This window comes from Micromonospora sp. RTGN7 (assembly GCF_033804645.1).
Lineage (GTDB): Bacteria > Actinomycetota > Actinomycetes > Mycobacteriales > Micromonosporaceae > Micromonospora.
Map to the genome: position 1 here is coordinate 344,024 of NZ_JAPZLF010000004.1, position 22,254 is coordinate 366,277.

Annotated in this window: 20 protein-coding genes; 9 read left to right on the forward strand and 11 right to left on the reverse strand. The window is 72.6% G+C overall.

Annotated elements, in window-relative coordinates:
- The first annotated feature begins 76 nt into the window (after nucleotides 1–76).
- Nucleotides 77–955 carry an NAD(P)H-binding protein gene (locus SNR22_RS08520; protein ID WP_320065932.1) on the forward strand — a complete coding sequence of 293 codons (879 nt, stop codon included), beginning with the start codon at nucleotides 77–79 and terminating at the stop codon, nucleotides 953–955.
- Nucleotides 956–1,028: 73 nt separating this feature from the next.
- Here the strand turns inward: SNR22_RS08520 and SNR22_RS08525 are convergent, their stop codons facing one another.
- The 5 genes from SNR22_RS08525 to SNR22_RS08545 all read right to left on the reverse strand — a co-directional run bounded on the left by SNR22_RS08525 (nucleotide 1,029) and on the right by SNR22_RS08545 (nucleotide 7,658).
- Nucleotides 1,029–1,541 carry a GNAT family N-acetyltransferase gene (locus SNR22_RS08525; protein ID WP_320065933.1) on the reverse strand — a complete coding sequence of 171 codons (513 nt, stop codon included), beginning with the start codon at nucleotides 1,539–1,541 and terminating at the stop codon, nucleotides 1,029–1,031.
- Entirely contained in the window at nucleotides 1,538–2,467 is a 930-nt protein-coding gene (locus tag SNR22_RS08530) for a ribonuclease Z (protein WP_320065934.1), read from the reverse strand. Before SNR22_RS08530 ends, SNR22_RS08525 begins: the two co-directional genes overlap by 4 nt.
- A 363-nt stretch (nucleotides 2,468–2,830) precedes the next feature.
- Nucleotides 2,831–4,018, reverse strand: coding sequence for an osmoprotectant NAGGN system M42 family peptidase (locus SNR22_RS08535; RefSeq protein ID WP_320065935.1), 1,188 nt, complete (start codon nucleotides 4,016–4,018; stop codon nucleotides 2,831–2,833).
- Nucleotides 4,015–5,871 (reverse strand): N-acetylglutaminylglutamine synthetase, encoded by a 1,857-nt coding sequence (gene ngg / locus SNR22_RS08540; RefSeq protein WP_320065936.1) that lies wholly within the window; start codon nucleotides 5,869–5,871, stop codon nucleotides 4,015–4,017. Before ngg ends, SNR22_RS08535 begins: the two co-directional genes overlap by 4 nt.
- 2 nt (nucleotides 5,872–5,873) lie before the next feature.
- Nucleotides 5,874–7,658, reverse strand: coding sequence for an N-acetylglutaminylglutamine amidotransferase (locus SNR22_RS08545; protein WP_320065937.1), 1,785 nt, complete (start codon nucleotides 7,656–7,658; stop codon nucleotides 5,874–5,876).
- 360 nt (nucleotides 7,659–8,018) lie between these two features.
- On the opposite strand from SNR22_RS08545, the gene SNR22_RS08550 reads away from it, so the two are divergent.
- Nucleotides 8,019–9,644: a PKD domain-containing protein gene (locus SNR22_RS08550; protein WP_320065938.1), complete on the forward strand. Its 1,626-nt coding sequence runs from the start codon at nucleotides 8,019–8,021 to the stop codon at nucleotides 9,642–9,644.
- 150 nt (nucleotides 9,645–9,794) lie between these two features.
- Here the strand turns inward: SNR22_RS08550 and msrA are convergent, their stop codons facing one another.
- The 4 genes from msrA to SNR22_RS08570 form a co-directional block, all read right to left on the reverse strand.
- Complete coding sequence (gene msrA, locus SNR22_RS08555) at nucleotides 9,795–10,457, reverse strand: peptide-methionine (S)-S-oxide reductase MsrA (RefSeq protein ID WP_320065939.1); 663 nt, start codon at nucleotides 10,455–10,457, stop codon at nucleotides 9,795–9,797.
- Nucleotides 10,458–10,561: 104 nt separating this feature from the next.
- Nucleotides 10,562–10,981: an HIT family protein gene (locus SNR22_RS08560; protein ID WP_320065940.1), complete on the reverse strand. Its 420-nt coding sequence runs from the start codon at nucleotides 10,979–10,981 to the stop codon at nucleotides 10,562–10,564.
- A gap of 59 nt (nucleotides 10,982–11,040) precedes the next feature.
- A complete protein-coding gene (locus SNR22_RS08565) occupies nucleotides 11,041–11,733 on the reverse strand; it encodes a nucleotidyl transferase AbiEii/AbiGii toxin family protein (RefSeq protein ID WP_320065941.1) in 693 nt (230 codons plus the stop codon).
- Complete coding sequence (locus SNR22_RS08570; RefSeq protein WP_320065942.1) at nucleotides 11,733–12,062, reverse strand: hypothetical protein; 330 nt, start codon at nucleotides 12,060–12,062, stop codon at nucleotides 11,733–11,735. The genes SNR22_RS08565 and SNR22_RS08570 overlap by 1 nt, the downstream gene beginning before the upstream one ends.
- 148 nt (nucleotides 12,063–12,210) lie before the next feature.
- On the opposite strand from SNR22_RS08570, the gene SNR22_RS08575 reads away from it, so the two are divergent.
- From SNR22_RS08575 to ilvA, 4 genes are read left to right on the forward strand one after another with little or no spacing between them, the layout of a single operon-like run.
- Nucleotides 12,211–13,353: a cystathionine gamma-synthase gene (locus tag SNR22_RS08575; RefSeq protein WP_320065943.1), complete on the forward strand. Its 1,143-nt coding sequence runs from the start codon at nucleotides 12,211–12,213 to the stop codon at nucleotides 13,351–13,353.
- Nucleotides 13,354–13,369: 16 nt separating this feature from the next.
- Entirely contained in the window at nucleotides 13,370–14,779 is a 1,410-nt protein-coding gene (locus tag SNR22_RS08580) for an amidase (protein ID WP_320065944.1), read from the forward strand.
- An 11-nt stretch (nucleotides 14,780–14,790) separates the two neighbouring features.
- A complete protein-coding gene (locus SNR22_RS08585; protein WP_320065945.1) occupies nucleotides 14,791–15,765 on the forward strand; it encodes a DUF4328 domain-containing protein in 975 nt (324 codons plus the stop codon).
- Entirely contained in the window at nucleotides 15,762–16,982 is a 1,221-nt protein-coding gene (gene ilvA / locus SNR22_RS08590) for a threonine ammonia-lyase (protein ID WP_320065946.1), read from the forward strand. Before SNR22_RS08585 ends, ilvA begins: the two co-directional genes overlap by 4 nt.
- 53 nt (nucleotides 16,983–17,035) lie before the next feature.
- Here ilvA and greA read toward each other — a convergent pair whose 3' ends face one another.
- Together greA and SNR22_RS08600 are read right to left on the reverse strand one after the other, a co-directional pair.
- Nucleotides 17,036–17,536 (reverse strand): transcription elongation factor GreA, encoded by a 501-nt coding sequence (greA, locus tag SNR22_RS08595; protein WP_320065947.1) that lies wholly within the window; start codon nucleotides 17,534–17,536, stop codon nucleotides 17,036–17,038.
- Between the two features lie 143 nt (nucleotides 17,537–17,679).
- A complete protein-coding gene (locus tag SNR22_RS08600) occupies nucleotides 17,680–18,117 on the reverse strand; it encodes a DUF4307 domain-containing protein (RefSeq protein WP_320065948.1) in 438 nt (145 codons plus the stop codon).
- 180 nt (nucleotides 18,118–18,297) lie between these two features.
- Between SNR22_RS08600 and mca the strand changes: the two genes are divergently transcribed.
- From mca to SNR22_RS08615, 3 genes are all read left to right on the forward strand, one after another.
- Nucleotides 18,298–19,179: a mycothiol conjugate amidase Mca gene (mca, locus tag SNR22_RS08605; protein ID WP_320065949.1), complete on the forward strand. Its 882-nt coding sequence runs from the start codon at nucleotides 18,298–18,300 to the stop codon at nucleotides 19,177–19,179.
- A gap of 48 nt (nucleotides 19,180–19,227) precedes the next feature.
- Nucleotides 19,228–19,512: a hypothetical protein gene (locus SNR22_RS08610; protein WP_320065950.1), complete on the forward strand. Its 285-nt coding sequence runs from the start codon at nucleotides 19,228–19,230 to the stop codon at nucleotides 19,510–19,512.
- A gap of 215 nt (nucleotides 19,513–19,727) precedes the next feature.
- Nucleotides 19,728–22,232: a putative bifunctional diguanylate cyclase/phosphodiesterase gene (locus SNR22_RS08615; RefSeq protein WP_413775611.1), complete on the forward strand. Its 2,505-nt coding sequence runs from the start codon at nucleotides 19,728–19,730 to the stop codon at nucleotides 22,230–22,232.
- Nucleotides 22,233–22,254: the final 22 nt, after the last annotated feature.

A 22,254-nucleotide genomic window follows, 5' to 3' on the forward strand; every position in this document is an offset into this window, starting at 1 on the left:
ACGATTTACTCGACGCCATGGAAAAGACAAACACCCGCCGGACTCGGCCGACGACGGCGAGGCTGCCATGACATCCATGGGGCGGCCTCCAGTGCTCGTCACCGGGGCGACCGGACGAGTCGGACACGCCGTGGTCGACCTGCTGATCGACGCGGGCGTGCCGGTCCGCGCCCTTGTCCGCCGCGCTGAGTCGGCGGCGATACTGCCCACCAACGTCGAGATCGTCACCGGCGATCTCACCGTGCCCGAATCGCTCGACGACGCGCTGCGCGGTGTCGGCTCGGTCTTCCTGGTCTGGACCGCCCCGCCGCAGACCGCAGCGGCCGTCGTCGATCGACTGGCCGCCCACAGGCAGCGGGTCGTCTATCTGTCCGCACCACACCGGACCCCGCATCCGTTCTTCCAGCAGCCGAACCCGATGGCGGCGCTGCACGCCGAGATCGAGCGGCTCATCGCGGCCGCCGGACTCGACTCGACGATCATCCGGCCGGGGATGTTCGCGTCGAACGCACTACTCTGGTGGGCCGCCGCCATCCGTGGCGACGGCGTGGTCCGGTGGCCGTACGGCGCGGCCGAGACGGCTCCTGTCGACGATCGAGACGTGGCCGCGGTCGTCGCACGGAGCCTGTACGAGGACGGGCACGCCGGCGGTGACTACGTCCTGACCGGCCCCGAGTCACTCAGTCAGGCCGAACAGGTAAGCATCATCGGTGACGCGCTGGGTCGTCCAATCACGTTCGAGGACCTGCCGCCCGACGAGTTCCGGCGCGAGACCCCGGAAGCCTCGCGTCCGGCAGCGGACATGCTCCTGGCCGCATGGAACGCCACGATGGGACAGCCGGCATACGTCACTTCCGCGGTGTCCGACATCCTCGGAACGCCACCGCGAACGTTCCGTCAGTGGGCCATCGACCACGCCACCGCGTTCACCGAGGCCCCCCGCCCGACGAATTAACCAACCTCACGGGGCGCACAACCGGCCTCGAGTCGCAGGAATCTGATCGGTGATCCCGACTGAACTGCCCTCGTTACGACAGCTCGCGGGCGTAGCGGAGCTGAGGAACGTGGACGCCGCCGATCTGCTCCTCGCGGCGCTCGCCGGTGGGCTGCCAGCCGCCGCGTTCGTAGAACCCGCGGGCCCGCTCATTGCGCTCCAACACCCACAGCACCCCCCGGCTCCAACCCCGGCCTCGCATCGTGGCCAGCGCGTCGGCCATCAACGCCCGGCCGGTGCCCCGGCCCTGCTCGGCCGGGTCGAGGTGGATGGCGTTGAGCAGGCCGGTCGACGGGTCGTCCTGGTCGTCCGGGCCGAGGTAGCTGAAGCCGACCAGCCGGCCGTTTCGCTCGGCCACGGTCATCAGGTGCTCGTCGCGCTCCCAGGTCCACCGCTCGGCCCAGTATTCCCCCATCGCCTCCGGCGTCGGGTCGGCCAGCGCCTCCACCGGCAGGAACGACGAGTACGCCGCCACCCGGGACCGCTGGTGCAGCGCCCCCACCGGGCGCAGGTCGTCGACGGTCGCGTGGCGCAGGGTGATCGTCACTCGCCCGAGGCTACCCGCCGGGGCGGCACCGGCACGGTGGCCAGGTCCTCGGCGACCACCAGCTCGCCGGCGAAGTGCTCCCGGGCCTCGTCGGCGAAGCGCCGGGTGTCGGCGTACCGCTGGGAGAAGTGGGTGAGCACCAGCGTGCGTACCCCCGACTCGGCCGCGACCCGGGCGGCCTGGCCGGCCGTGAGGTGCCCGACCTCGGCGGCGAGCGCGGCCTCGGACTCCAGGAACGTCGACTCGATGACCAGCAGGTCGGCGTGCTCGGCGAGGGCGTACACCCCGTCGCAGAGCCCGGTGTCCATCACGAAGGCGAACCGCTGCCCCGGCCGGGTCACGCTCACCTCGTCGGAGGTCACGCGGCGACCGCCGACGTCCAGGTGGCCGACGCGGAGCAGTTCCCCGACGGCCGGCCCGGCGATGCCGTACGCGGCCAGCCGCTCGGGCAGCATCCGGCAGCCGTCCGGCTCGACCAGCCGGTAGCCGTACGTCTCGATCGGGTGCCGCAGCCGACGGGCCTCCAGCGTGCCGACGCGCAGGGCGAACCGCTGCCCGTCGGCGGTGATCGGCTCGACGGCCAGCTCGGCGGTCTCGTGGAAGCTCGACGCGTGCCGCAGCCGGGCGAAGTACTCGGCGCCCCCGGCCGGGAAGTGCACCGCCACCGGGTGGGGAACCCGGTCCAGGGAGAGCCGCTGGATGGTGCCGGGCAGGCCGAGGCAGTGGTCGCCGTGGAAGTGGGTGACGCAGATCCGGGTCAGGTCGGTGGCGGTGACGCCGGTGTGCAGGAGCTGGCGCTGGCTGCCCTCGCCCGGGTCGAAGAGGATCACCTCGTCGTCCCAGCGCAGCACGTACCCGTTGTGGTTGCGCTGCCGGGTCGGCGCCTGGCTGGCCGTCCCGAGCACCACCAGCTCGCGCATGGACAAAACGGCCTCCCCGGCTGAGCTGACCGATCCGGCTCGGCCGGACATGGAGCGACCCCCGGGGCTTCCGTGCTCGCGCACGGGCCGGCTGGACTGGGCCGGCACCCCGGGGGTCGGGTGGCTGTCGTGGTTTCGCCGCACCGCTGCCACACGGTCTCGACGATGGTGCATGCCCGCCTCGCGGCGGACGAATTTCACTGTCGAGGACAGCGGCTAGCGGACAGCCACCTCACGAGTCCGATTGCTATACAACTCTGGACCACCTCCCTTCACGTGTACTGCCACGCTATCCACTTTCCCGGGCCGCCGGCAACGGATTTCGATCACAGGCCGGGCGGGAACGGGCCGGGGCGGTTGCCGGCCGGCTCAGTCGGCGATGCCGATCGGGCCTTCGCGCGGGCCCTCCTCGCTGGCCGGCTGCACCGCCAGCGACGGGAAGTCGGCCAGATCGCCCTCCGGCTCGGAGTCCCACTCGGGGAAGACCAGATCGCTCTGGAGGTACAGGCAGAGCAGTTGGGTCAGCTGGCCCAGCCCGTCGAGGTGGGTGCGCTCGTGGCCGTGGGTGGCGTCCACCCCGAAGCCGAGCAGGGCCACCCGGGCGTGCGCGCCCGCCTCGACCGCCGCCGCCACGTCCGAGCGGTAGAACTCGAAGACGTCACGGACCAGGTCGATCCCGTGCTCACGGGCGATCGAGGCGAGGTTGCGGGTGAGGTGGTAGTCGAACGGGCCGACGCCGTCGCCCATTGCCAGGGTGGCCGCGTCCTCCCGGGACTGCTGGCCCGGGGCGACCACCGCCGCATCCACGGAAACGATCTCCGCGACGTCCGGGTCGAGGCCGTGGCTGGCCCCGTGCCCGATCTCCTCGGTGACCGTGACGAGCAGATGGGCGGTCACCGCCGGGGTGACCCCCGCGTCGACCATCGCCTTGAACGCGGTCAGCACCGCCGCCACGCCGGCCTTGTCGTCCAGGTGCCGGGACTTGACGTACCCGCTGGGGGTGACCGTCGGATTGGGCAGGAACGCCACGAAGTCCCCGGCGTCGATACCCAGGGCGCGCAGCCCGGCGATGTCCTCCACCGGCTCGTCGACCCGGACCTCGACCTGCGCCCAGCCGACCCCCTGGAGGTCGACGTCCTCGTTGTAGCGGTGCCCGCTGGCCTTGAGCGGCAGCACCTGGCCGGTGATCAGACGGTCCAGCTCGTCGGTGAAGATCCGCACGTGCGCGCCCTCGGCGAACCGGGCGCTGTGCGTGCCGATCTGCATCAGCTCCAGCCGGCCGTTCTCCTTCAGCCGCTTCACCATGCCGCCGATGGTGTCGGTGTGCACCACGATCGCCCGGTCCGCGCCGGTCTCCCGGGGCCCGGGCAGGCAGGCGCCGAGCGCGCCCCGCCGGGTCAGCGTGGAGGAGATCCCGAGCGCGGAGAGGCGCTCGCCGACGTACTGCTGCACGTGGTCGGTGCGCCCCGACGGGCTCGGGATCTCCAGCAGCTCCATGAGCACCTGGCGGAGGTAGTCCAGGTCGATCTTCAGCGGGACGGGTTTGCGTGCGGTCATGCCTGAGAGCTTGCCGCACCCGCCGGTGTCCAGAGACGCTGCGGTGCCCGTGTGCCGGGGAAGAGGAGGTCCACGAAGCGCTCGGCGGTCGGTTGCGGCTCGTGGTTGGCCAGGCCGGGCCGCTCGTTCGCCTCGATGAAGACGTGCTCCGGCCGGGCGGGGGCGGGAACCAGCAGGTCAACCCCCGTGACCGGGATGTCCAGCGCCCGGCTGGCCGCCACGCACGCCTCGGCGATCTCCGGGTGCAGCTCGCCGGTGACGTCGTGGATGGTGCCGCCGGTGTGCAGGTTCGCGGTCCGGCGGACGGCCAGCACCGTCCCCTCGGGCAGCACGTCGTGCAGCGCGTACCCGGCCTCGGCGACCACGTCGCGGGTCATGTCGTCCACCGGGATGCGGGACTCCCCGCCGGTGGCGGCGGCCCGACGGCGGCTCTGCCGCTCGATCAGCTCGGCGATGTCGTGCACCCCGTCACCGGTGACCTGCGCGGGCCGGCGGATGGCCGCGGCGACCACCTCGTGGTCGATGACGATCACGCGCAGGTCCTCGCCGTCGTGCATCTGCTCGATGAGCACGTCCGGGCAGAAGCTCCGGGCCAGCGCGACGGCGGCGGCCAACGCCTGCGCGGTGCGCACCCCCACGGTGATGCCGTTGCCCTGCTCGCCGCGCGCCGGCTTCACCACCACCCGGCCCACCTCGGCCAGGAACGCCGCGTCGGCGTCGTCGGAGGTCGCGGTCCGGCCGCCCGGCACCGACAGGCCCGCCTCGGTGAGGATCCGCCGGGTGACCCGCTTGTCGTCGCACCGGCTCATCGCCACCGCCGAGGTCAGCTCCGACAGCGACTCCCGGGTGACGACCGTCCGGCCGCCGTTGCTCAGCCGCAGCTCACCCCACTCCGGGTCGGTGACCTCCACCCGGATGCCCCGGCGCATCGCCTCGTCCGCGACGATCCTCGCGTACGGGTTGAGCCGGTCGTACCCCGGCGGGGTGGCGGGCAGGAACAGCCGCTCGTTGATCGGGTTCTTCCGCTTCACGCAGAGCGTGGCGGTGCGATAGAAGCCGAGCCGCTCGTACAGCCGGATCGCCCCGGTGTTCTCGGCCAGCACCGACAGGTCGACGAAGGCCCGGCCGCGCTCGGTGAGCCGGGCGGTCAGCTCGGTGAGCAGGGCCTGGCCGGTGCCGGGCGGCGCGGTGTTGAAGTCCACGGTGAGGCACCAGAGGCTGGCGCCGTTGTCCGGGTCGGCGAAGACCGCGACGTGGTCCACGCCGGTGATCGTGCCGACCACGTCCCCGGTGGCGTCCTCGGCCACCAGGTGCAGGAACCGGTCCGTGCGGGCGTTGTCGACCAGCACGTCGACCGGGGCGGTGACCATGCCGTTGCGGGCGTAGATCCGGTTCACCGCGTCGGCGTCGTCGGCGTCGCGCAGCGTCCGGATTCGCAGGCCGGGCAGGTCGTCCTGGTCCCCCGCCGCGGGCTCGTCGGCGGGCCGCGGCCGTCCCGTCGCACCGTCGGGGCGCAGCCGCAGCCGGTACGTCAGCGACGGGTCGATGAAGAGCTCGTCGGGCAGCCGGGAGACCAGCACGTGCGGGTCACGCAGGTAGATGCAGATGTCCCGGGCCCCGGCGGCCTCCGACCGCAGCACCGCCGCCACGGCGGCCTGGTCGGTGAAGGTCTGGCCGAAGACCAGCCGGCCCCAGCCGCAGTCGAGCACCACGCCGTCGCCCCCGGCGGGCCGCTCCACCTCGGCCGGGGCGGGAGCCACCGGGTCGCCGCCCGGCCCCACCCGCTCGCGTCGGCGGCCGGGCACCCGCTGCGGGTCGGTACGCGACACCCCGGTCGACGATGTGTCGCCCACGGTCAGTCGATTCCGTGGCTCTGGAGCCACATTTCCAGGAGTCCCAGCTGCCACAGCTTGTTTCCGTTCAACGGGGTGAGTTCGGCGTTCGGGTCGGCCAGCAGCGCGTCGACGTACTCGGTGCGGAACAGGCCGCGGCGGCGGGCCTGCGGCGCGTGCAGCGCGTCGCGTACCCGGTCGAGGAGCTTGCCCTCGAGGTGGGTGAGGCCCGGCACCGGGAAGTAGCCCTTCGGCCGGTCGATGACCTCGTGCGGCAGGACCCGGCGGCCGATCTCCTTGAGCACGCCCTTGCCGCCCTGGGCCAGCTTCAGCTCCGGCGGGCAGCTCGCGGCCAGCTCCACGAACTCGTGGTCGAGGAACGGGACGCGGGCCTCCAGCCCGTGCGCCATGGTCATGTTGTCGACCCGCTTCACCGGGTCGTCGGTGAGCATGATCTGGGTGTCGATCCGCAGGCCGGCGTCGACCGCGGTCTGCGCGCCCGCCCGGGCCAGGTGGGCGGCCACGAACTCGCGGGCCGGGTCGCCGTCGGCCAGCCACGCCGGGTCGAGGACCCGGGCCAGCCCGGCCGCGTCCCGGTCGAAGAACGCCTTCGCGTACGTGTCGACCGCCCGTTCCCGGTCGACGTCGGCCAGCGGCGGGTACCAGTGGTAGCCGCCCAGGATCTCGTCCGCGCCCTGCCCGGACTGGACCACCTTGACGTGCCTCGACACCTCCTGGCTGAGCAGGTAGAACGCCACGCAGTCGTGGCTGACCATCGGCTCGCTCATGGCCGCCACCGCGGCCTCCAGCGGGGGCAGCAGGTCCCGGGCGGCCACCCGGATCTGGTGGTGGTCGGTGCCGAACGTCTTCGCCACCAGGTCGGAGTAGACGAACTCGTCGCCGGACCGCCCGCCGACGGCGTCGAAGCCGATGCTGAAGGTCGACAGGCCGCGCTGGCCCTCCCCGGCGAGCAGCGCCACGACGAGGCTGGAGTCCAGTCCACCGGAGAGCAGCACGCCCACCGGCACGTCGGCGACCATCCGGCGGCGCACCGCCGTGGTCAGCGACTCCAGCAGGGCGTCCTCCCAGTCCCGGGCGGACCAGCCGGACCGCTCCTCGCCCCGGGTGAACGCCGGGTCCCAGTAGACCCGATCGCGGGTGCTGCCGTCGGCCTCGTAGACCCGGACGGTGGCCGGCGGGAGCTTGGTGACGCCGCGCAGGATGGTGCGCGGCGGCGGCACGATGCTGTGGAAGCTGAGGTAGTGGGCGAGCGCCACCGAATCGATGGTGGTGTCCACGCCGCCGCCGGCCAGCAGGGCCGGCAGGGTGCTGGCGAACCGCACCACGCCCGGGGCCTCGGCCAGATAGAGGGGCTTGATGCCGAGCCGGTCCCGGGCCAGCACCAGTCGGCCGGTGTCCCGCTCGCTGATCGCCACGGCGAACATGCCGACCAGGTGGTCGACGAAGTCCAGCCCCCACTCGGCGTACGCCTTGACGACCACCTCGCTGTCGCCGGAGGAGAAGAACCGGTGCCCCTTGGCCTGGAGCTCCTCGCGCAGCTCCCGGTAGTTGTAGACGCAGCCGTTGAAGACCCCGGTCAGCCCGGCCGCCGGGTCGACGATGGGCTGCCCGCTGGCAGCCGACAGGTCGATGATCTTCAGGCGGCGGTGACCGAGGGCGGTCGGCCCCTGGGACCACACCCCGCTGTCGTCCGGGCCCCGGTCGCTCATCGTGGCCGCCATGCGCTCCACCGCCGCGACGTCGGCCCGTGAGCCGTCACGGCGAAACTCCCCAGCCAGTCCGCACATGCCAGACAATGCTGCCAGAGGTGAGCGCAGTTCGCCTGCTGAGACGATGTCGCTGCGGTTACCTGCTTGCTAGAATCCGCGCCCGCCGCAGGGGTCGCTCCGGCGGCACCGGGCATTTCCGCCCCGATCCCGCCGCCTGCCCGGCTCTCCAGGCCGCCCGAATGTGAGAAAGCCCGCAGCGCTGACCGGCACCCCACCCTCCGGTCGGGGCCCGGCTCCGCCGATCGGGGCCGCCCCGCGGCCGCAGGACGCCCGGTTCCGTCCCGATGGGGTATTGGGGGTCGTTCGTCCCCGTGCCAGGGTCTGGGGCGAGGCTAGGAGGAGGCGATGCTCATGCGCGCAACGACGGGACGAAGGGGTGTGCGAACGGTCGGCCGCCTCGCCGCGACGGCGGTGCTGGCCGCCGCCGGGGTGCTGGTCGCGGCGTCCCCGGCGCAGGCGGTCGCCACCCGGACGGTCGCCTTCTGGAGCATGGACGAGCCCGTGGACGCCACGGTGCTCGCCGACAGCAGCGGAAACGGCCAGCACGGGACCGTCGGCGCCGAGGTGGCGACGGGAACCCGCTACGACGGCGCGACCGCCCACCGGTTCGCCTACCACAACCCCGCCGACCACGAGTACGTGCCGGGGCACGTCGACCTGGCGCCGGCGAGCACCGAGTTCAACCCCGGGGCCGGGGACTTCTCGTTCACGATTCGGTACCGCACCACGCGCTCCTTCGGCAACATCATGCAGAAGGGGCAGGGCAACACGGCCGGCGGCTACTGGAAGTTCGAGGCGCCGGCGGGCAAGCCCCGGTGCATGTTCCGGGGCGGAGACGGCGCGACGCGCACCGGCTACACCGGCACCTCGATCGCCGACGGCCAGTGGCACACCGTGACCTGCAACCGCACCGCCACGTACGTCGAGATGTACGTCGACGGCGTGCGCACCAGCCGGCTCACCGGCCCCACCGGGACGATTGCCAACAACTGGCAGTTCTCCGTCGGAGGCAAGAGCGCGTGCGACGGGGTCAACGTCACCTGTGACTACTTCGCCGGGGACATCGACTGGATCAGGCTGCTCAAGGGTTCCGGCGGCGCCGCCAACACCCCGCCCGTGGCCCACCTCGCACCCTCCTGCTCCGGGCTGGTGTGCACGTTCTCGGCCGCCGGCTCCACCGACGCCGACGGGGCGGTCCAGGACCACGCCTGGGCCTTCGGCGACGGCGCGACCGCCGACACGGAGAGCGTTCCGAGCACCACCCACACGTACGCCGAGGCGGGCACCTACCCGGTCACGCTGACCGTCACCGACGACCGGGGCGCCACCGACGCCGTCACCCGGGACGTCACCGTCGCGCCGCTGCCGGAGCTGATCTCGTACGTCGGGCAGGCCACCGCCAACGCGAACGTCACGACCCACTCCGTCGCGGTGCCCTCGGGTGTCCAGGCGGGCGACGCGCTGCTGCTGTTCCTGAGCCAGAACACCCACGCCACCACCGGCGAACCCGTCGGGGTCACCGGCTGGACCCGGCTGGACCGCCTCGACGGCGGCTACGCCACCACCACGGCCTGGTGGAAGGTCGCCGGCGACGGTGACGCGGGGTCGACCGTACGGGTCACCCTCGGCACGCAGTCGAAGGGCAACCTGGTGCTCGCCGCGTACCGGGGGACCGACCCGGCCGGCCCGGTCGCCGGGTACGCCCGAGCCACCGACTCGGCCAGCTCCGCCGTGCGGGTCACCCCGACCACCCCGGTCACCGCCAGGCCGGGCTGGGCCGTGTCGTACTGGATGCACGGCGACGCCACCTCCACCGCCCTGACCGCCCCGCCCGGCGTCCAGGTGCGCGGCAACGGCTCGCAGACCGGCGGCGGCCGGGTCACCGGGCTGCTCGCCGACTCCGGTGGCTCGGTGCCGATCGGCGCGTACGGCGGCCTGAGCGCGACGGGCGCGGCGGCCAGCACCACGACGACCACCTGGACCGTCCTCCTGAAGCCGGAGTGACGGAAGGCCGCGTCGAGGTGGCTACGGCTGGCTTGGTGACAAGCAGCGCGCTGCTGGAAGTGAAGCGGCGCCTCGACAGAGTTCCGTCGAGGCGCCGCGTAGTTCCGTCTGTGCCGTAGCTGACGGCCAACATCCGGATGGTGAGTGGTGTCAGCCGGCGGTGCGGGCCACCCCGACCGGGCAGCTCAGCCCGTTCGGCCCGTGGTTGCAGTAGCCGTTCGGGTTCTTCGTGGGTGCCAGATACTGCTGGTGGTGGTCCTCGGCGAAGTAGTAGTCGCCGAGCCGGTCGATCTCCGTGGTGATCTCGCCCTTGCCGGCCCGCGCCACGATCGGCGCGAACGCGTCCCGGGACGCCTGGGCGGCGGCGAGCTGATCGTCGCCGGTGACGTAGATCGCCGACCGGTACTGGGTGCCCACGTCGTTGCCCTGGCGCATGCCCTGGGTCGGGTCGTGGTTCTCCCAGAAGACCTTGAGTAGGTCTTCGTAGCTGATCCTCGTGGGGTCGTAGACCACCTGGATCACCTCGGCGTGCCCGGTCCGGCCCGAGCAGACCTCCTCGTACGTCGGGTTCTGCGTGACACCGCCCGCGTAGCCGGCGGACGTGGTGAGCACGCCCGGCAGGACCCAGAACAGTCGCTCGGCGCCCCAGAAGCAGCCCATACCGAAGACTGCGACCCGCGCGCCCTCCGGAAACGGCCCCTTCAACGACGACCCGAGGACCTCGTGCCGGTCGCCGATCGGCATCGCGATCGGGCGGCCGGGCAGGGCCTGGTCGGGGGTGGGCAGCTCGGCCTTCATGCGGCGAAGGAACACGGTGGAACTCCTCTCGTACCTCTCCCCGCGTGCAACACCGCCGGGCCCTGGTTCCTTACCCACCCACAGGGTGGTCAGTCCGGCGGTCCGCCGTAGGGGCCAGCTCAGCCGGCGTCCAGCGCGGCGGCGACCCGGGCGGCGTAGGCCTCGGCCTCGGCGTCGTCGGCGTAACGGGTGCGGGGCCAGAAGAAGCCGCGCAGGCCGTCGCCCTTGGTCCTCGGCACCACGTGGGTGTGCAGGTGCGCCACGGACTGGGACACCCGGTTGTTCATCGCCACGAACGTGCCACCGGCCCCCAGACCGGACTCCACCGCCACGGCGAGCCGCTGGACCAGCCCGAAGTAGCCGGCCAGCGCGTCCGCCGGCAGGTCGGCCAGGGTGACCAGGTGGGTGCGCGGCACCACCAGCAGGTGCCCCCGGAACACCGGCCGGGTGTCGAGGAATGCCACCCCGTCCGGGGCGTCGGCCACCCGGAACGCCGGCCCGTCGCCCGCCACGATCCCGCAGAACACGCACCCGCCCATCCGGTCAGGTTAAGCCGGCGGGCGCGTCCGCCACTTTGCGTAGGCGAGCGTATGTCGGGTCACAGGCGATCGAGATAGCTGTCCCACTCGCTTTCCGGCACGCCCGTCGGGCCGGTCTCGCCGTTCGCTAGGCGCGTCCTGATATCCGCCTCCCACCGCCAAGCCCACCGCTGGAGCTCGTCGACGGCCGGCTCGTTCAGGCCGTACGAGATGAAGGTCCTTGGGTCGCGCTCGTCGATGGCTCCGAGTCGGTCGGCCAGTTCTTCGAGGGAGAACCCTGCTGTGTGTCGCGCGCCGAGAGCCTCCAATTCGGTCCAGCCGAGCCGACTGTTCGCGGCGTGGATGTCGATGTAGTCCCGGTGCGCCGCCCGGTCGTGCAGGGCCCGCACCTTGAGCCCGACCGCGTCCTCGAAGGCAAGGACCGGGCCGATGCTCAGCCGGGCTGGTGGCCCGAGTGCTTCCTTGAGTAGATCCACCTCGCAGGAGGCGGCGTCGTCCGAGACGATCATTCGAGCCATGCGTGGGTTCGCCTCGACGACCTGGGCCGAGAAACCGGCATCCTCGTAGGCGTCGGCGAGCCGTCGCACCACCGTCGAAAGCGGGAGTGTCGAGGCGGTGGCGAAGTCGATGTCCTGTGACGGCCGGTTCACCAGTTCGTGAGCCCACATGGCGTACCCGCCCGCCAGCACCAGCCCAAGATCGTCGCCTGCGTCGAAGCCGACCTTGAGAAGTCGGCGATGCAAGGCCTCCATCAGGTGGCGGCGAGGTCAGGCAGACACCGCTCCCAGAGAGCGATCAGACGTCGAGCGGTCAACCGTCGGATGCGAGGCCAGTCTCGCCGAAGCAGGCCCGCGTTGACGTACCGGAGTAGATCCTCGCGCTGCCCGCAGTCGAGCAGAAGGCAGTAGAGCGTCAGCCGCTCACGCGGATCGCTGACGTCGAAGTCCGTCGGGCCGGACCAGGCCAGTCGCACCGGAAGACTGACCCGGCCCCGGTCCGGGCCGGTCAACAGGCCGAGGGTGGCCGGGATCCGGTCGGCTGCGCCGACCAGACGGGAGGGCAGCGGCGCGGTCGAGGTCACCCGGCAAGTATGGGACACCCGCCTGACATCGTCACGGACGTCAGCCGGTCGGGTCGTTCTAGGCCCGTGGCGAGCGGTGGAAGGGGAGCTGGCACCGGCGGGGGCGTTGACGGGGGATGTTTGTCTCCCACCGGCTAACGTCTCGGGCATGAGTCACGGCTTCGAGACGCTCGCCATCCACGCCGGCCAGGACCCGGAAGCCCGCACCGGCGCGGTGATCCCACCGATCTATCAGACCAGCACCTACGCCCAGGACGCCGTCGGCGCCCCGCGGCTGGGCTACGAGTACAGCCGCTCCGGCAACCCCACCCGGGACGCGCTCCAGGAGTGCCTTGCCGCGCTGGAGGGCGGGCCCGTCGGGCTCGCCTTCGCCAGCGGTCTGGCCGCCGAGGACACGGTGCTGCGCGCCGTCTGCAAGCCGGGTGACCACGTGGTGATCCCCGACGACGCCTACGGTGGCACGTACCGGCTCTTCGCGAAGGTGGCCGAGCGCTGGGGGCTGACGTACACCCCGGCGAAGGTCTCCGACGTCGACGCCGTGCGGGCCGCGATCCGGCCCGGCACCACGAAGATCGTCTGGATCGAGACGCCGACCAACCCGCTGCTCGGCATCGCCGACATCGCCGCGCTGGCCGCCGTCGCCCACGACGCCGGGGCGCTGCTGGTGGTGGACAACACCTTCGCCTCGCCGTACCTCCAGCAGCCGATCGCGCACGGCGCGGACGTGGTGGTGCACTCCACCACCAAGTACGTCGGCGGGCACTCGGACGTCGTCGGGGGCGCGCTGGTGGTGGCCGACCGCGGCCTCGGCGAGGAGTTGCGCTACCACCAGAACGCGATGGGCGCGATCAACGGCCCGTTCGACGCCTGGCTGACCCTGCGCGGCATCAAGACCCTGGGTGTACGGATGGACCGGCACTGCGACAACGCCGAGCGGATCGCCGCGTACCTGGACGGGCACGCCAAGGTCGGCCAGGTCATCTACCCGGGCCTGCCGTCGCACCCCGGCCACGAGGTGGCCGCCAAGCAGATGCACAGGTTTGGCGGCATGATCTCCTTCCTCGCCGCCGGCGGCGAGGAGCACGCCGTGGAGGTCTGCAACCGGGCGAAGCTCTTCGTTCTTGCCGAGTCCCTCGGCGGGGTGGAGTCCCTGATCGAGCACCCGGGCCGGATGACACACGCAAGTGCGGCCGGCTCGCCGCTTGAAGTTCCCGGCGATCTCGTGCGACTGTCTGTCGGCATCGAAACGGTCGACGACCTGCTTGCCGATCTGGAGCAGGCGCTGGGCTGACCGCTGGCTGGGGAGGGTGGCCGTGCAGGACATCAAGCCGACCTGGGTGGGCGCGACCGCGAAACAGATCGCCCGCGGGGTACGCCGGGGCGACGTATCCGCCACCCAGGTCGTGGCCGACCACCTGGACCACATCGCCCGGGTCGACGCCGACCTCGCCGCGTTCCGCACGGTGCGCGGCGGGGAGGCGATCACCGAGGCGGAGAAGGTCGACGAGCAGGAGGAACTGGCCAACCTCCCGCTGGCCGGGGTGCCGGTCGCGGTCAAGGAGAACACCCCGGTCGCCGGCCTACCCACCTGGAACGGCTCGGCCGCCGTGCGTACCGCTGTGGCGGAGGCCGACCACGAGGTGGTCCGGCGGCTGCGCGGCGCGGGCGCGGTGATCCTCGGGGTGACCCGGATGCCGGAGCTGGGTCTCTGGGCCCTCACCGACGACGGCAACACGGTCACCCGCAACCCGTGGGACTCCGGGCGCACCCCGGGCGGCTCCTCCGGCGGTGCCGCCGCCGCGGTCGCCGCCGGGCTGGTGCCGATCGCGCACGGCAACGACGGGCTCGGTTCGATCCGCATCCCGTCGGCCTGTTGCGGGCTGGTCGGGCTGAAGCCCGGTCGGGGCGTGGTCCCCTGCCAGCTCGGTGCCGAGGACTGGTTCGGCCTGACCGAGCACGGCATGCTCGCCTCCACGGTTGCCGACGCGGCGGTCGGCTTCCAGGTGCTGGCCGGCCGGCCGCAGGAGAAGCTGATCCCCCCGCAGCGGCTGCGGGTCGGCGTCTCGCTGCGTTCCCCGGTGCGCGGCGTCGCGCCGGACGCGCCCAACCGGGACGCGGTCACCGCCGCCGGGCGGTTGCTCGCCGCCGCCGGCCACGACACCGTCCCCGCCGACCCGGTCTACCCGACCCGGCTGGGCCTTCAGGGCATCGCCACCTGGTTCGCGGCGGCCGCCGCCGACGTGCGGGCCGCCGGCCTCGACCGGCGCGATCTCCAGCGGCGCAACCGCCGGCACGTCGCGTTGGGGGAGTGGGCGCACCGCCGGGGGTACGTTCGGGAGGCCGACCGGGCTGCCTGGCGTGAGCGCTCGATCGGCTTCTTCGCCGACCACTCGGTCGACCTGTTGCTCACTCCGGCGCTGGCCGGCCGGCCGCCGGTGGCCGCCGCCTGGTCCGGCCGGTCCTGGGCGGCGAACATGAAGGCCAGCATCACGTACGCCCCGTTCGCCGCCCCGTGGAACATCGCCGGGTTGCCCGCGATCGTGGTGCCGGTGGGCCGCCGCCCAGACGGGCTGCCGGTGGCGGTGCAGTTGGTCGGCCCGCCCGGCTCGGAGCTGCTGCTGCTCGGCGTCGCCGGGCAGTTCGAGCTCCAGGCGCCCTGGGCCCGGCACGCCCCCGGTTACCCCCGCGTCGGGACGGGGTCACCGGCCACCGCATGATCGTCTAGCGTGTGCGTTTCCTGACCGACGCGCACACCCGGACGGACCACATGCGGTGCCAGACCTGCGGGGGCGAGACGTCCCCGGCTCTCAACGAGTGTTCGATCTGTCGCACCCCGCTCGGGCAGCCGCCCGTGGCGCCCGGGGTGCCGACGTACCCGGTGGGCGGGTTTGGCCGCGCTGTGGTGGCCGCCGTCGCCGTCACGGCGGTGCTCGACATCCTGGTCGCGCTCTACCCGGCGGTCGGTGCAGTGCTGGCCCGCCGCGCCGCCGAGGCGCAGGACACCGACGTGCTGTTGGGTGCCGTGCTGCTCGAGGTGCCGTTCCTCCTGCTGTTCGGCGCGGCCTACCTGACCAGCGCCGTACTGATGATCATTTGGACCTGGCGGGCCAGGAAGAACCTGGAGGCGTTCCCGGGCGCGCTGCCGCAGCTCACCTCCGGCTGGGCGATCGCCGGGTGGCTGGTGCCGCTGGCGAACTTCGTGGTCCCGGTGCGGGTGGTGGCCGGCATCGCGCGGGACAGCCTGTGGCGGTCCCGCACCCCGGTCCTGGTGGGCGTGTGGTGGGCCGCCTGGCTGGTGTTCAGCCTCGGCGAGCGGCTGGCCTACCTGGCAGACAGTCGGGCGTACGAGCGGTTGCCCGAGAACCCGTTCAACGATATCGGCTACCAGGCGTACGTCGGCTACTACCAGGACGCGCTGGTCCGCAACCTGATCCCGCTGGCTGCCTGCCTGATCGCCGCAGCGACGCTGATCGTGCTGGTCCGCCGGGTCACCGCCGCCCAGCAGGCTCGGATCGCCCTCGGCGCCCCCGCCTGGCCGGCCCCGCCCGGCTGGCCGGGCGCGTCCGCGCCGTACGGCTGGCCGGCGGCACCGGTACCGCTCGGCCCGTTGGGCGTGACGGGGCCGTCGCCGCAGGTAGTGGGCCCGGGGAGCGCGGTGTCGCCGCAGGCGGCCGGGCCGGCGGGTGGCACGATCGGGGCATGACGGAACTGGTCGGTCTCGCCGACGTGCGGGCCGCGCGGGAACTGCTCGTCGGCGTCACCCGCACCACCCCGCTGGAACCCTCCCGGCCGTTGAGCGCGGTGCTCGGCGGGCCGGTCTGGCTCAAGTGCGAGAACGTGCAGCGCGCCGGGTCGTACAAGGTGCGCGGGGCGTACGTGCGGATCTCCCGGCTGTCGGCGGCGGAGCGCGACCGGGGCGTGGTGGCCGCCAGCGCCGGCAACCACGCGCAGGGGGTCGCGCTCGCCGCCGGGCTGGTCGGCACCCACGCCACCGTCTTCATGCCGGTGAACGCGCCGCTGCCGAAGGTCGCCGCCACCAAGGGGTACGGCGCCCAGATCGAGTTCGCCGGCAACACCGTCGACGAGTCGCTGGTCGCGGCGCAGACCTTCGCCGAGCGGACCGGGGCGGTGCTGATCCACCCGTTCGACCATCCGGACGTGATTGCCGGGCAGGGGACCGTCGCGTTGGAGATCCTCGAACAGTGCCCCGAGGTGAAGACGATCATCACCGGGGTCGGCGGCGGCGGCCTGATCTCGGGCATCGCGGTCGCGGCCAAGGCCCTGCGGCCGGACGTGCGGCTGATCGGCGTACAGGCGGCCGGTGCGGCGGCGTACCCGCCGTCGCTGGTCGCCGGGGAGCCCGTCCGGCTGCCCGCCTTCAGCACCATCGCCGACGGCATCGCGGTGGGCTGCCCGGGGGAGATCACCTTCAAGCACGTCCGCGACCTCGTCGACGAGGTCGTGACGGTCAGCGAGGAGGACATCTCCCGGGCGCTGCTGATGCTGCTCGAGCGGGGCAAGCAGGTGGTCGAGCCGGCCGGCGCGGTGGGCGTGGCGGCCCTGCTGGCCGGTGTGGTGGACGTCGAGACACCGGTGGTGGCGGTGCTCTCCGGCGGCAACATCGACCCGCTGCTGATGATGCGGGTCATCGAGCACGGCCTCGCGGCGGCCGGGCGCTACCTGCGGGTCACCGTGCGCTGCTCGGACCGGCCGGGGCAGCTCGCCTCCCTGCTCAGCGAGATCGCCGAGCACCGGGCGAACGTCGTCGACGTGGAGCACCAGCGGGCCAACCCGCGCCTGCGCCTCGGTGAGGTGGAGGTGGCGCTGTCGGTGGAGACCCGGGGGGTCGAGCACTCCGACACGCTGATCAGCGCCCTGCGGGCCAGCGGCTACCAGGTGGTCTTCGCCGCCGATTGCTGACCTGTGGTCCCCGGGGCCGGCTGGCCGGCCCCGGGGACACCGTCGAGCGGGACTCAGCCCGCGAACGGCTCGAAGCTGACGACGGTCACCTTGATGTCCGCGCCGCTCGGCGCGGTGTAGGTGACGGTCTGCCCGGGCCGGCTGCCGAGGATCGACTTGCCGAGCGCCGACTCCGGGCTGTAGACGGTCAGCTCCGTCGTCGAGGAGATCTCCCGCGACCCGAGCAGGAAGGTCTCGGTGTCGGCGGTGTCGTCGTCGAAGTAGATCGTGACGACCATGCCGGGCGACACCACGTCGGCGGTCGGTGCCTCGCCCACCTTGGCGGTGCGGAGCAGCTCCTTCAGGTAGAGGATGCGCCCCTCCTGCTTGCCCTGCTCCTCGCGGGCGGCGTGGTAGCCGCCGTTCTCCCGCAGGTCGCCCTCCTCGCGCCGGGCGTTGATCTCGGTGGCGATGGCCGTCCGATTGGCGATCAGCTCGTCGAGCTCGCCCTGGAGGCGGTCGAACGCGTCCTGGGACAGCCAGGTGGCGGGAGCCTTGTTGTCAGTGTTGGACACAGGCGGTCTCCTCGATTGTGCACGGGCTGGCTGACGGTGAAACCACCAAGTTACCAGTGCGCTGCCCGTCGGGGTGTCGACGATTACTGCGGGTGCCGGTGACGGAACTCGCAGTGTGCATGGGGTGGCGGTGTTCCGGCAGCTCAGCCGGTGGGGCGGCAGCGCATCACCTCACCGATGAACGGGCGGGCGGTGGTGACCAGCCGGTGCCGCGCGTTGACCTGCGACTCGCCCGGGCGAGCGGTCACGGTCACCTCCTCGCGGGCCAACTCGGCGCCAGCGTGCGAACGGGCCCGCAGCACGCAGATCGCCGATCCGCCGGCCGGGACGGTCACCCGGAAGTCGACCACCACCTGAGTGTCGGTGATGTCCGTGTAGGTGACCACCTCGGCGTCGTAGTCGGGATTGCCGTACTTGCCGTACATCCCGTACGCGGCCACGCCGAGCGCCGCCACCAGTGTGACTGCCAACAGGGCGACCAGCGCCGGGCGGCGGCGGCCGGGCTCGCGGCGGCGGCGGCCGTAGCGGCCGGGCGGGAACACCGGCGCGCCGGGGATGATTGTGGCGTGCGTCTCGGTCACCGGCGGGCATCTCCTGGCGTTGTTGTCGGCGGCATCAGCAAGAATGGCAGAGTCCATCTTCCCAGCCCGGCGCTGACTCACCGGAAGAGCGCTGAGTCACCGATGATGAGTCAAGGATGACAGGTCGGCCCGCGCAGCCGTCTGGTCAGCGTCGGTGGGCACAGACGAGGAGCGCCGTAAGTGGCAGAGCAGCTGCGTCTCATGGCCGTCCACGCACACCCCGACGACGAGTCGAGCAAGGGTGCCGCGACCATGGCGAAATACGTGGCCGAGGGGGTCGATGTCCTGGTCGTGACGTGCACCGGCGGTGAGCGCGGCAGTGTGCTCAACCCGAAGATGGACCGGCCGGACGTCTGGGCCAACATCGGCGACATCCGCCGCGCCGAGATGGACGCGGCCCGCGCGGTCCTCGGCGTCGAGCAGGCGTGGCTCGGCTTCGTCGACTCCGGGCTGCCCGAGGGGGACCCGTTGCCGCCGTTGCCCGAGGGGTGCTTCGCCCTCCAGGACGTCGAGGTCGCCGCCGGCCCGCTGGTGCGGCTGATGCGCCAGTTCCGTCCGCACGTGGTCATCACGTACGACGAGGAGGGCGGCTACCCGCACCCCGACCACGTCATGACCCACAAGGTGACCATCGCCGCCTTCGAGGCCGCCGGCGACCCGACGCGCCACCCGGAGCTCGGCGAGCCCTGGCAGCCGCTCAAGCTCTACTACGACGTGGGGTTCTCCAAGGGCAAGATCCTGGCGTTGCACGAGGGCATCCTCGCCGCAGGTTTCCCCTCGCCTTACGAGGAGTGGCTCAAGCGGTGGGATGACCGCCCCGACAAGGGCCCCCGGATCACCACCCGGGTCGAGTGCGCGGACTACTTCCCGGTCCGCGACGACGCGCTGCGCGCCCACGCCACCCAGATCGACCCGGACGGCTTCTGGTTCCAGGTGCCGATGGAGCTCCAGCAGCGGTCCTGGCCGACGGAGGACTTCCAGCTCGCCCGCTCCGTGGTCGACAGCCCGCTGCCCGAGTCCGATCTCTTCGCCGGGGTGCGCGAGACGGCCCATGCCCGCTGACCCGGCGCAGGGCTACCCTGGTCACCAGCCGCACAACGGAGGAAATCCATGCTGATTGCTGCCCAGGTGCTCGCGGAGAACAACTTCGGTGACACCCGCACGGGTGGTCTCGCCGGTCCGATGGGACTCTTCCTCATCCTGGTGTTGGCCACCGCCACGGTGCTGCTGATCCGCAACATGAACGCCCGGCTGCGCCGGCTGCCCGACCGCTTCCCCACGGCCGGCGTCGCCCCCGACGCGGGCCGGGTCGACGCGGGAGTCATCGATCCGACAGACGGGACTGAGAAGCACGACTCACGCCCGAACACTCCCAGCCCGCCCCAGCAGGGCTGAGACGGGTGAACCGCACGTGAATCACGCTGAACCGGGTCGTCGACCCCTGTTGCGGCCCCCGGCTTTGGCTTAGCCTTCCGCCGGGGGCCCAAAAGTCCCCGTAGCCGCGCGCGGGAGGGGGCGCCGATGACCGGGTCAACGACGGCTGCCCACCGTGCCATTCGCCGACCGGCCGACGGGGGAGGCCGGTGACCTCCGGCAGAGTCGGCGACCGGATCGACCCGCTCGGCGTACGCGACGTCCCGCGTCGCTTGCTGCTGCTGACCGTCGCCATCGCGCTGACCGCCCTCTCGGCCACTGCGATCGGTCTCATCCTCCCCACCCACCTGCCGTCCGACGCCCCGATCCCGGCGGCCGCCCGCTTCGCCATCGGCGTCGCGGTCTTCGCCCTGGCCCAGCTCGCCCGGCTGCGGTTCCGCGTCGGCTCCGCAATGGTCAGCATCACCTGGGGCGAGGCCGCACTCATCGTCTCCCTCTACCTGGTGCCCGCCAGCTGGCTCCCCGCCGCCGCGCTGCTCGGTGCCGGGGTGGCCTGGGCGGCCCTCTCCGTGGCCGCCGACCGCCGGTCGCTGCTGGAGACGGTCCGCATCGTGGCCTCGTTGACCGTCGCCACCGCCCTCGCCGTCACCGTCGCCACCGCCCTCGGCGCGCCCCTGTCGGCGGCCCCCACGCCGGAGCTCGCGCTGGCCCTGGTCGCCGGCTCGGTGACGTATCTCCTCGTCAGCGCCGGGCTGGGCGCGGTTACCGTGGCGCTGCGCGACGGTGTGCCGATGGTGCCGCCGTTGCTCGCGGCGCTCCGCGGCAAGCTGCTGATGTTCATCGGGAACATGGCCGTCGGCCTGGTCGTGGTGGCGCTGGTGGAGATCGACGCCCGCTGGCTGCTGCTGGTCCCACCCGTGCTCTGGCTGCTCCAGCAGACCTACCGCCACCGGCTCCGCGCCGACCAGGAGCGGCGCACCTGGCGGGCCTTCGCCGAGGCCACCGCCGCGCTCAACCAGCTCGACGAGCGGGGTGTCGCCACCGCCGCCGTGACCGGCGCGGCGACCCTCTTCGGTGCCGAGGTGGTCGAGGTCGACGTGGCGCGGGGCGACGGCCGGTGGCGACGCTACCGGGGCGACGCCGGCGGCCAGGTGACCGACCGGGAGGTGAGCCCGCCGGGCCGCTCCGGCCCCGACGAGCACGAGCTGGTCCGACCGCTGGCCATCGGCATCACCCGGGTCGGCGAGCTGCGGGTCCGGTTCTCCCGCACCGCGCCGCCCAGCGCCTGCGAGCAGGACGCCGTCGCCGCGTTCTCCGACGCGCTCGCCGCCGCCCTGCACGACGCCGCGACCCACCGCGAGCTACGGCTGGTCACCGCCCGTTCCTCGTACGAGGCGATTCACGACCCGCTCACCGGGCTGCTCAATCGGGCCGCCATGCTCAGCAAGGGTGACCAGGCGCTGCGTCAGCGCGCCCACGACCACCCGGTCGCGCTGCTGCTGCTCGACATCGACCAGTTCAAAGAGGTCAACGACACCCTCGGGCACGCCGCCGGCGATCAGCTGCTGCGGCTGAGCGCCAACCGGCTCGGCGCGCTGACCCGCTCTGGTGACCTGCTGGGCCGGCTCGGTGGCGACGAGTTCGCCCTGCTGCTGACGCGGGTCCCGGTGATCGGCGGTCGGACCGCCCCGATGGCGTACGCGCTGCGCCAGGCCCGGGAGATCACCGAGCGGTTGGCCGCACCCACCGAGGTGGCCGGCGTGCGGATGTCCATCGAGGTCTCCGTCGGGGTGGTGGTGGCCGACGCCGGCACCGCCGACCTGACCGAGCTGCTGCGCCGGGCCGACATCGCGATGTACCAGGCCAAGGAGGGCGGCGGGAACGTCGCCTCGTACGACAGCTCCCGGGATGCGGCGAGCACCGACCAGCTCGCGCTGCTCGCGGAGCTGCGGGAGGCACTGGCCGCCGACGACCAGCTGGTGCTGGCCCTCCAGCCGGCGGTGGACCTGGCCACCGGGGCACCGACCGGGGTGGAGGCGCTGATCCGCTGGCGGCACCCACGCCGGGGCTGGCTCGGCCCGAACGACTTCATCCGCCCGGTGGAGAACAGCGAGCAGCTCGGCACCTTCACCCGGTACGTGCTGGACAAGGCGCTCGCGGTGGCCGCCGACTGGGCCCGCCAAGGGCTGGACGTGCCGATCTCGGTGAACCTCTCGGCCCGCAGCCTGCTCGACCCCCGGCTGCCGGCCGAGATCGGCGAGGCGCTGCGCCGACACCAGGTCCCGCCGCACCGGCTGGTGCTGGAGATCACCGAGACCGTGATGATGAGCGAGCTGGAGGTCATCGACGAGGTGCTGACCACCCTGCGGTCGATGGGTGTGCAGCTCGCCGTGGACGACTTCGGCACCGGGTTCTCGTCGTTGTCGTTCGTGACCCGCATCGCCGTGGACGAGCTGAAGGTCGACCGGTCGTTCGTGATCCGGATGGCCGACTCACCGGAGGCGGCGGCGATCGTCCGGGCGACCGTCGGGCTCGCCCACGAGTTGGGCCTGCGGGTGGTCGCCGAGGGCGTGGAGACCGCCGAGCAGCGGCTCGCCCTGGCCGAGCTGGGCTGCACGGCGGCCCAGGGATACCACTTCTTCAAGCCGATGCCGGCCGACAAGATCGGCGCGGTGCTCGGGTCGCTGCTCGACGCCGCCCGGCCGAAGGTCCTTCCACTGCGCGCCGACGGCGCCTCCTGACCCGGCAAGGGGCTCGGGCACG

Bases quoted from the DNA above. Each gene is read 5' to 3' on its own strand.
- SNR22_RS08520 (WP_320065932.1), top strand. From the start codon at position 77: ATGGGGCGGCCTCCAGTGCTCGTCACCGGGGCGACCGGACGAGTCGGA.
- SNR22_RS08535 (WP_320065935.1), bottom strand. From the start codon at position 4,018: ATGACCGCACGCAAACCCGTCCCGCTGAAGATCGACCTGGACTACCTC.
- SNR22_RS08545 (WP_320065937.1), bottom strand. From the start codon at position 7,658: ATGTGCGGACTGGCTGGGGAGTTTCGCCGTGACGGCTCACGGGCCGAC.
- SNR22_RS08560 (WP_320065940.1), bottom strand. From the start codon at position 10,981: ATGGGCGGGTGCGTGTTCTGCGGGATCGTGGCGGGCGACGGGCCGGCG.
- SNR22_RS08565 (WP_320065941.1), bottom strand. From the start codon at position 11,733: ATGGAGGCCTTGCATCGCCGACTTCTCAAGGTCGGCTTCGACGCAGGC.
- SNR22_RS08575 (WP_320065943.1), top strand. From the start codon at position 12,211: ATGAGTCACGGCTTCGAGACGCTCGCCATCCACGCCGGCCAGGACCCG.
- ilvA (WP_320065946.1), top strand. From the start codon at position 15,762: ATGACGGAACTGGTCGGTCTCGCCGACGTGCGGGCCGCGCGGGAACTG.
- SNR22_RS08610 (WP_320065950.1), top strand. From the start codon at position 19,228: ATGCTGATTGCTGCCCAGGTGCTCGCGGAGAACAACTTCGGTGACACC.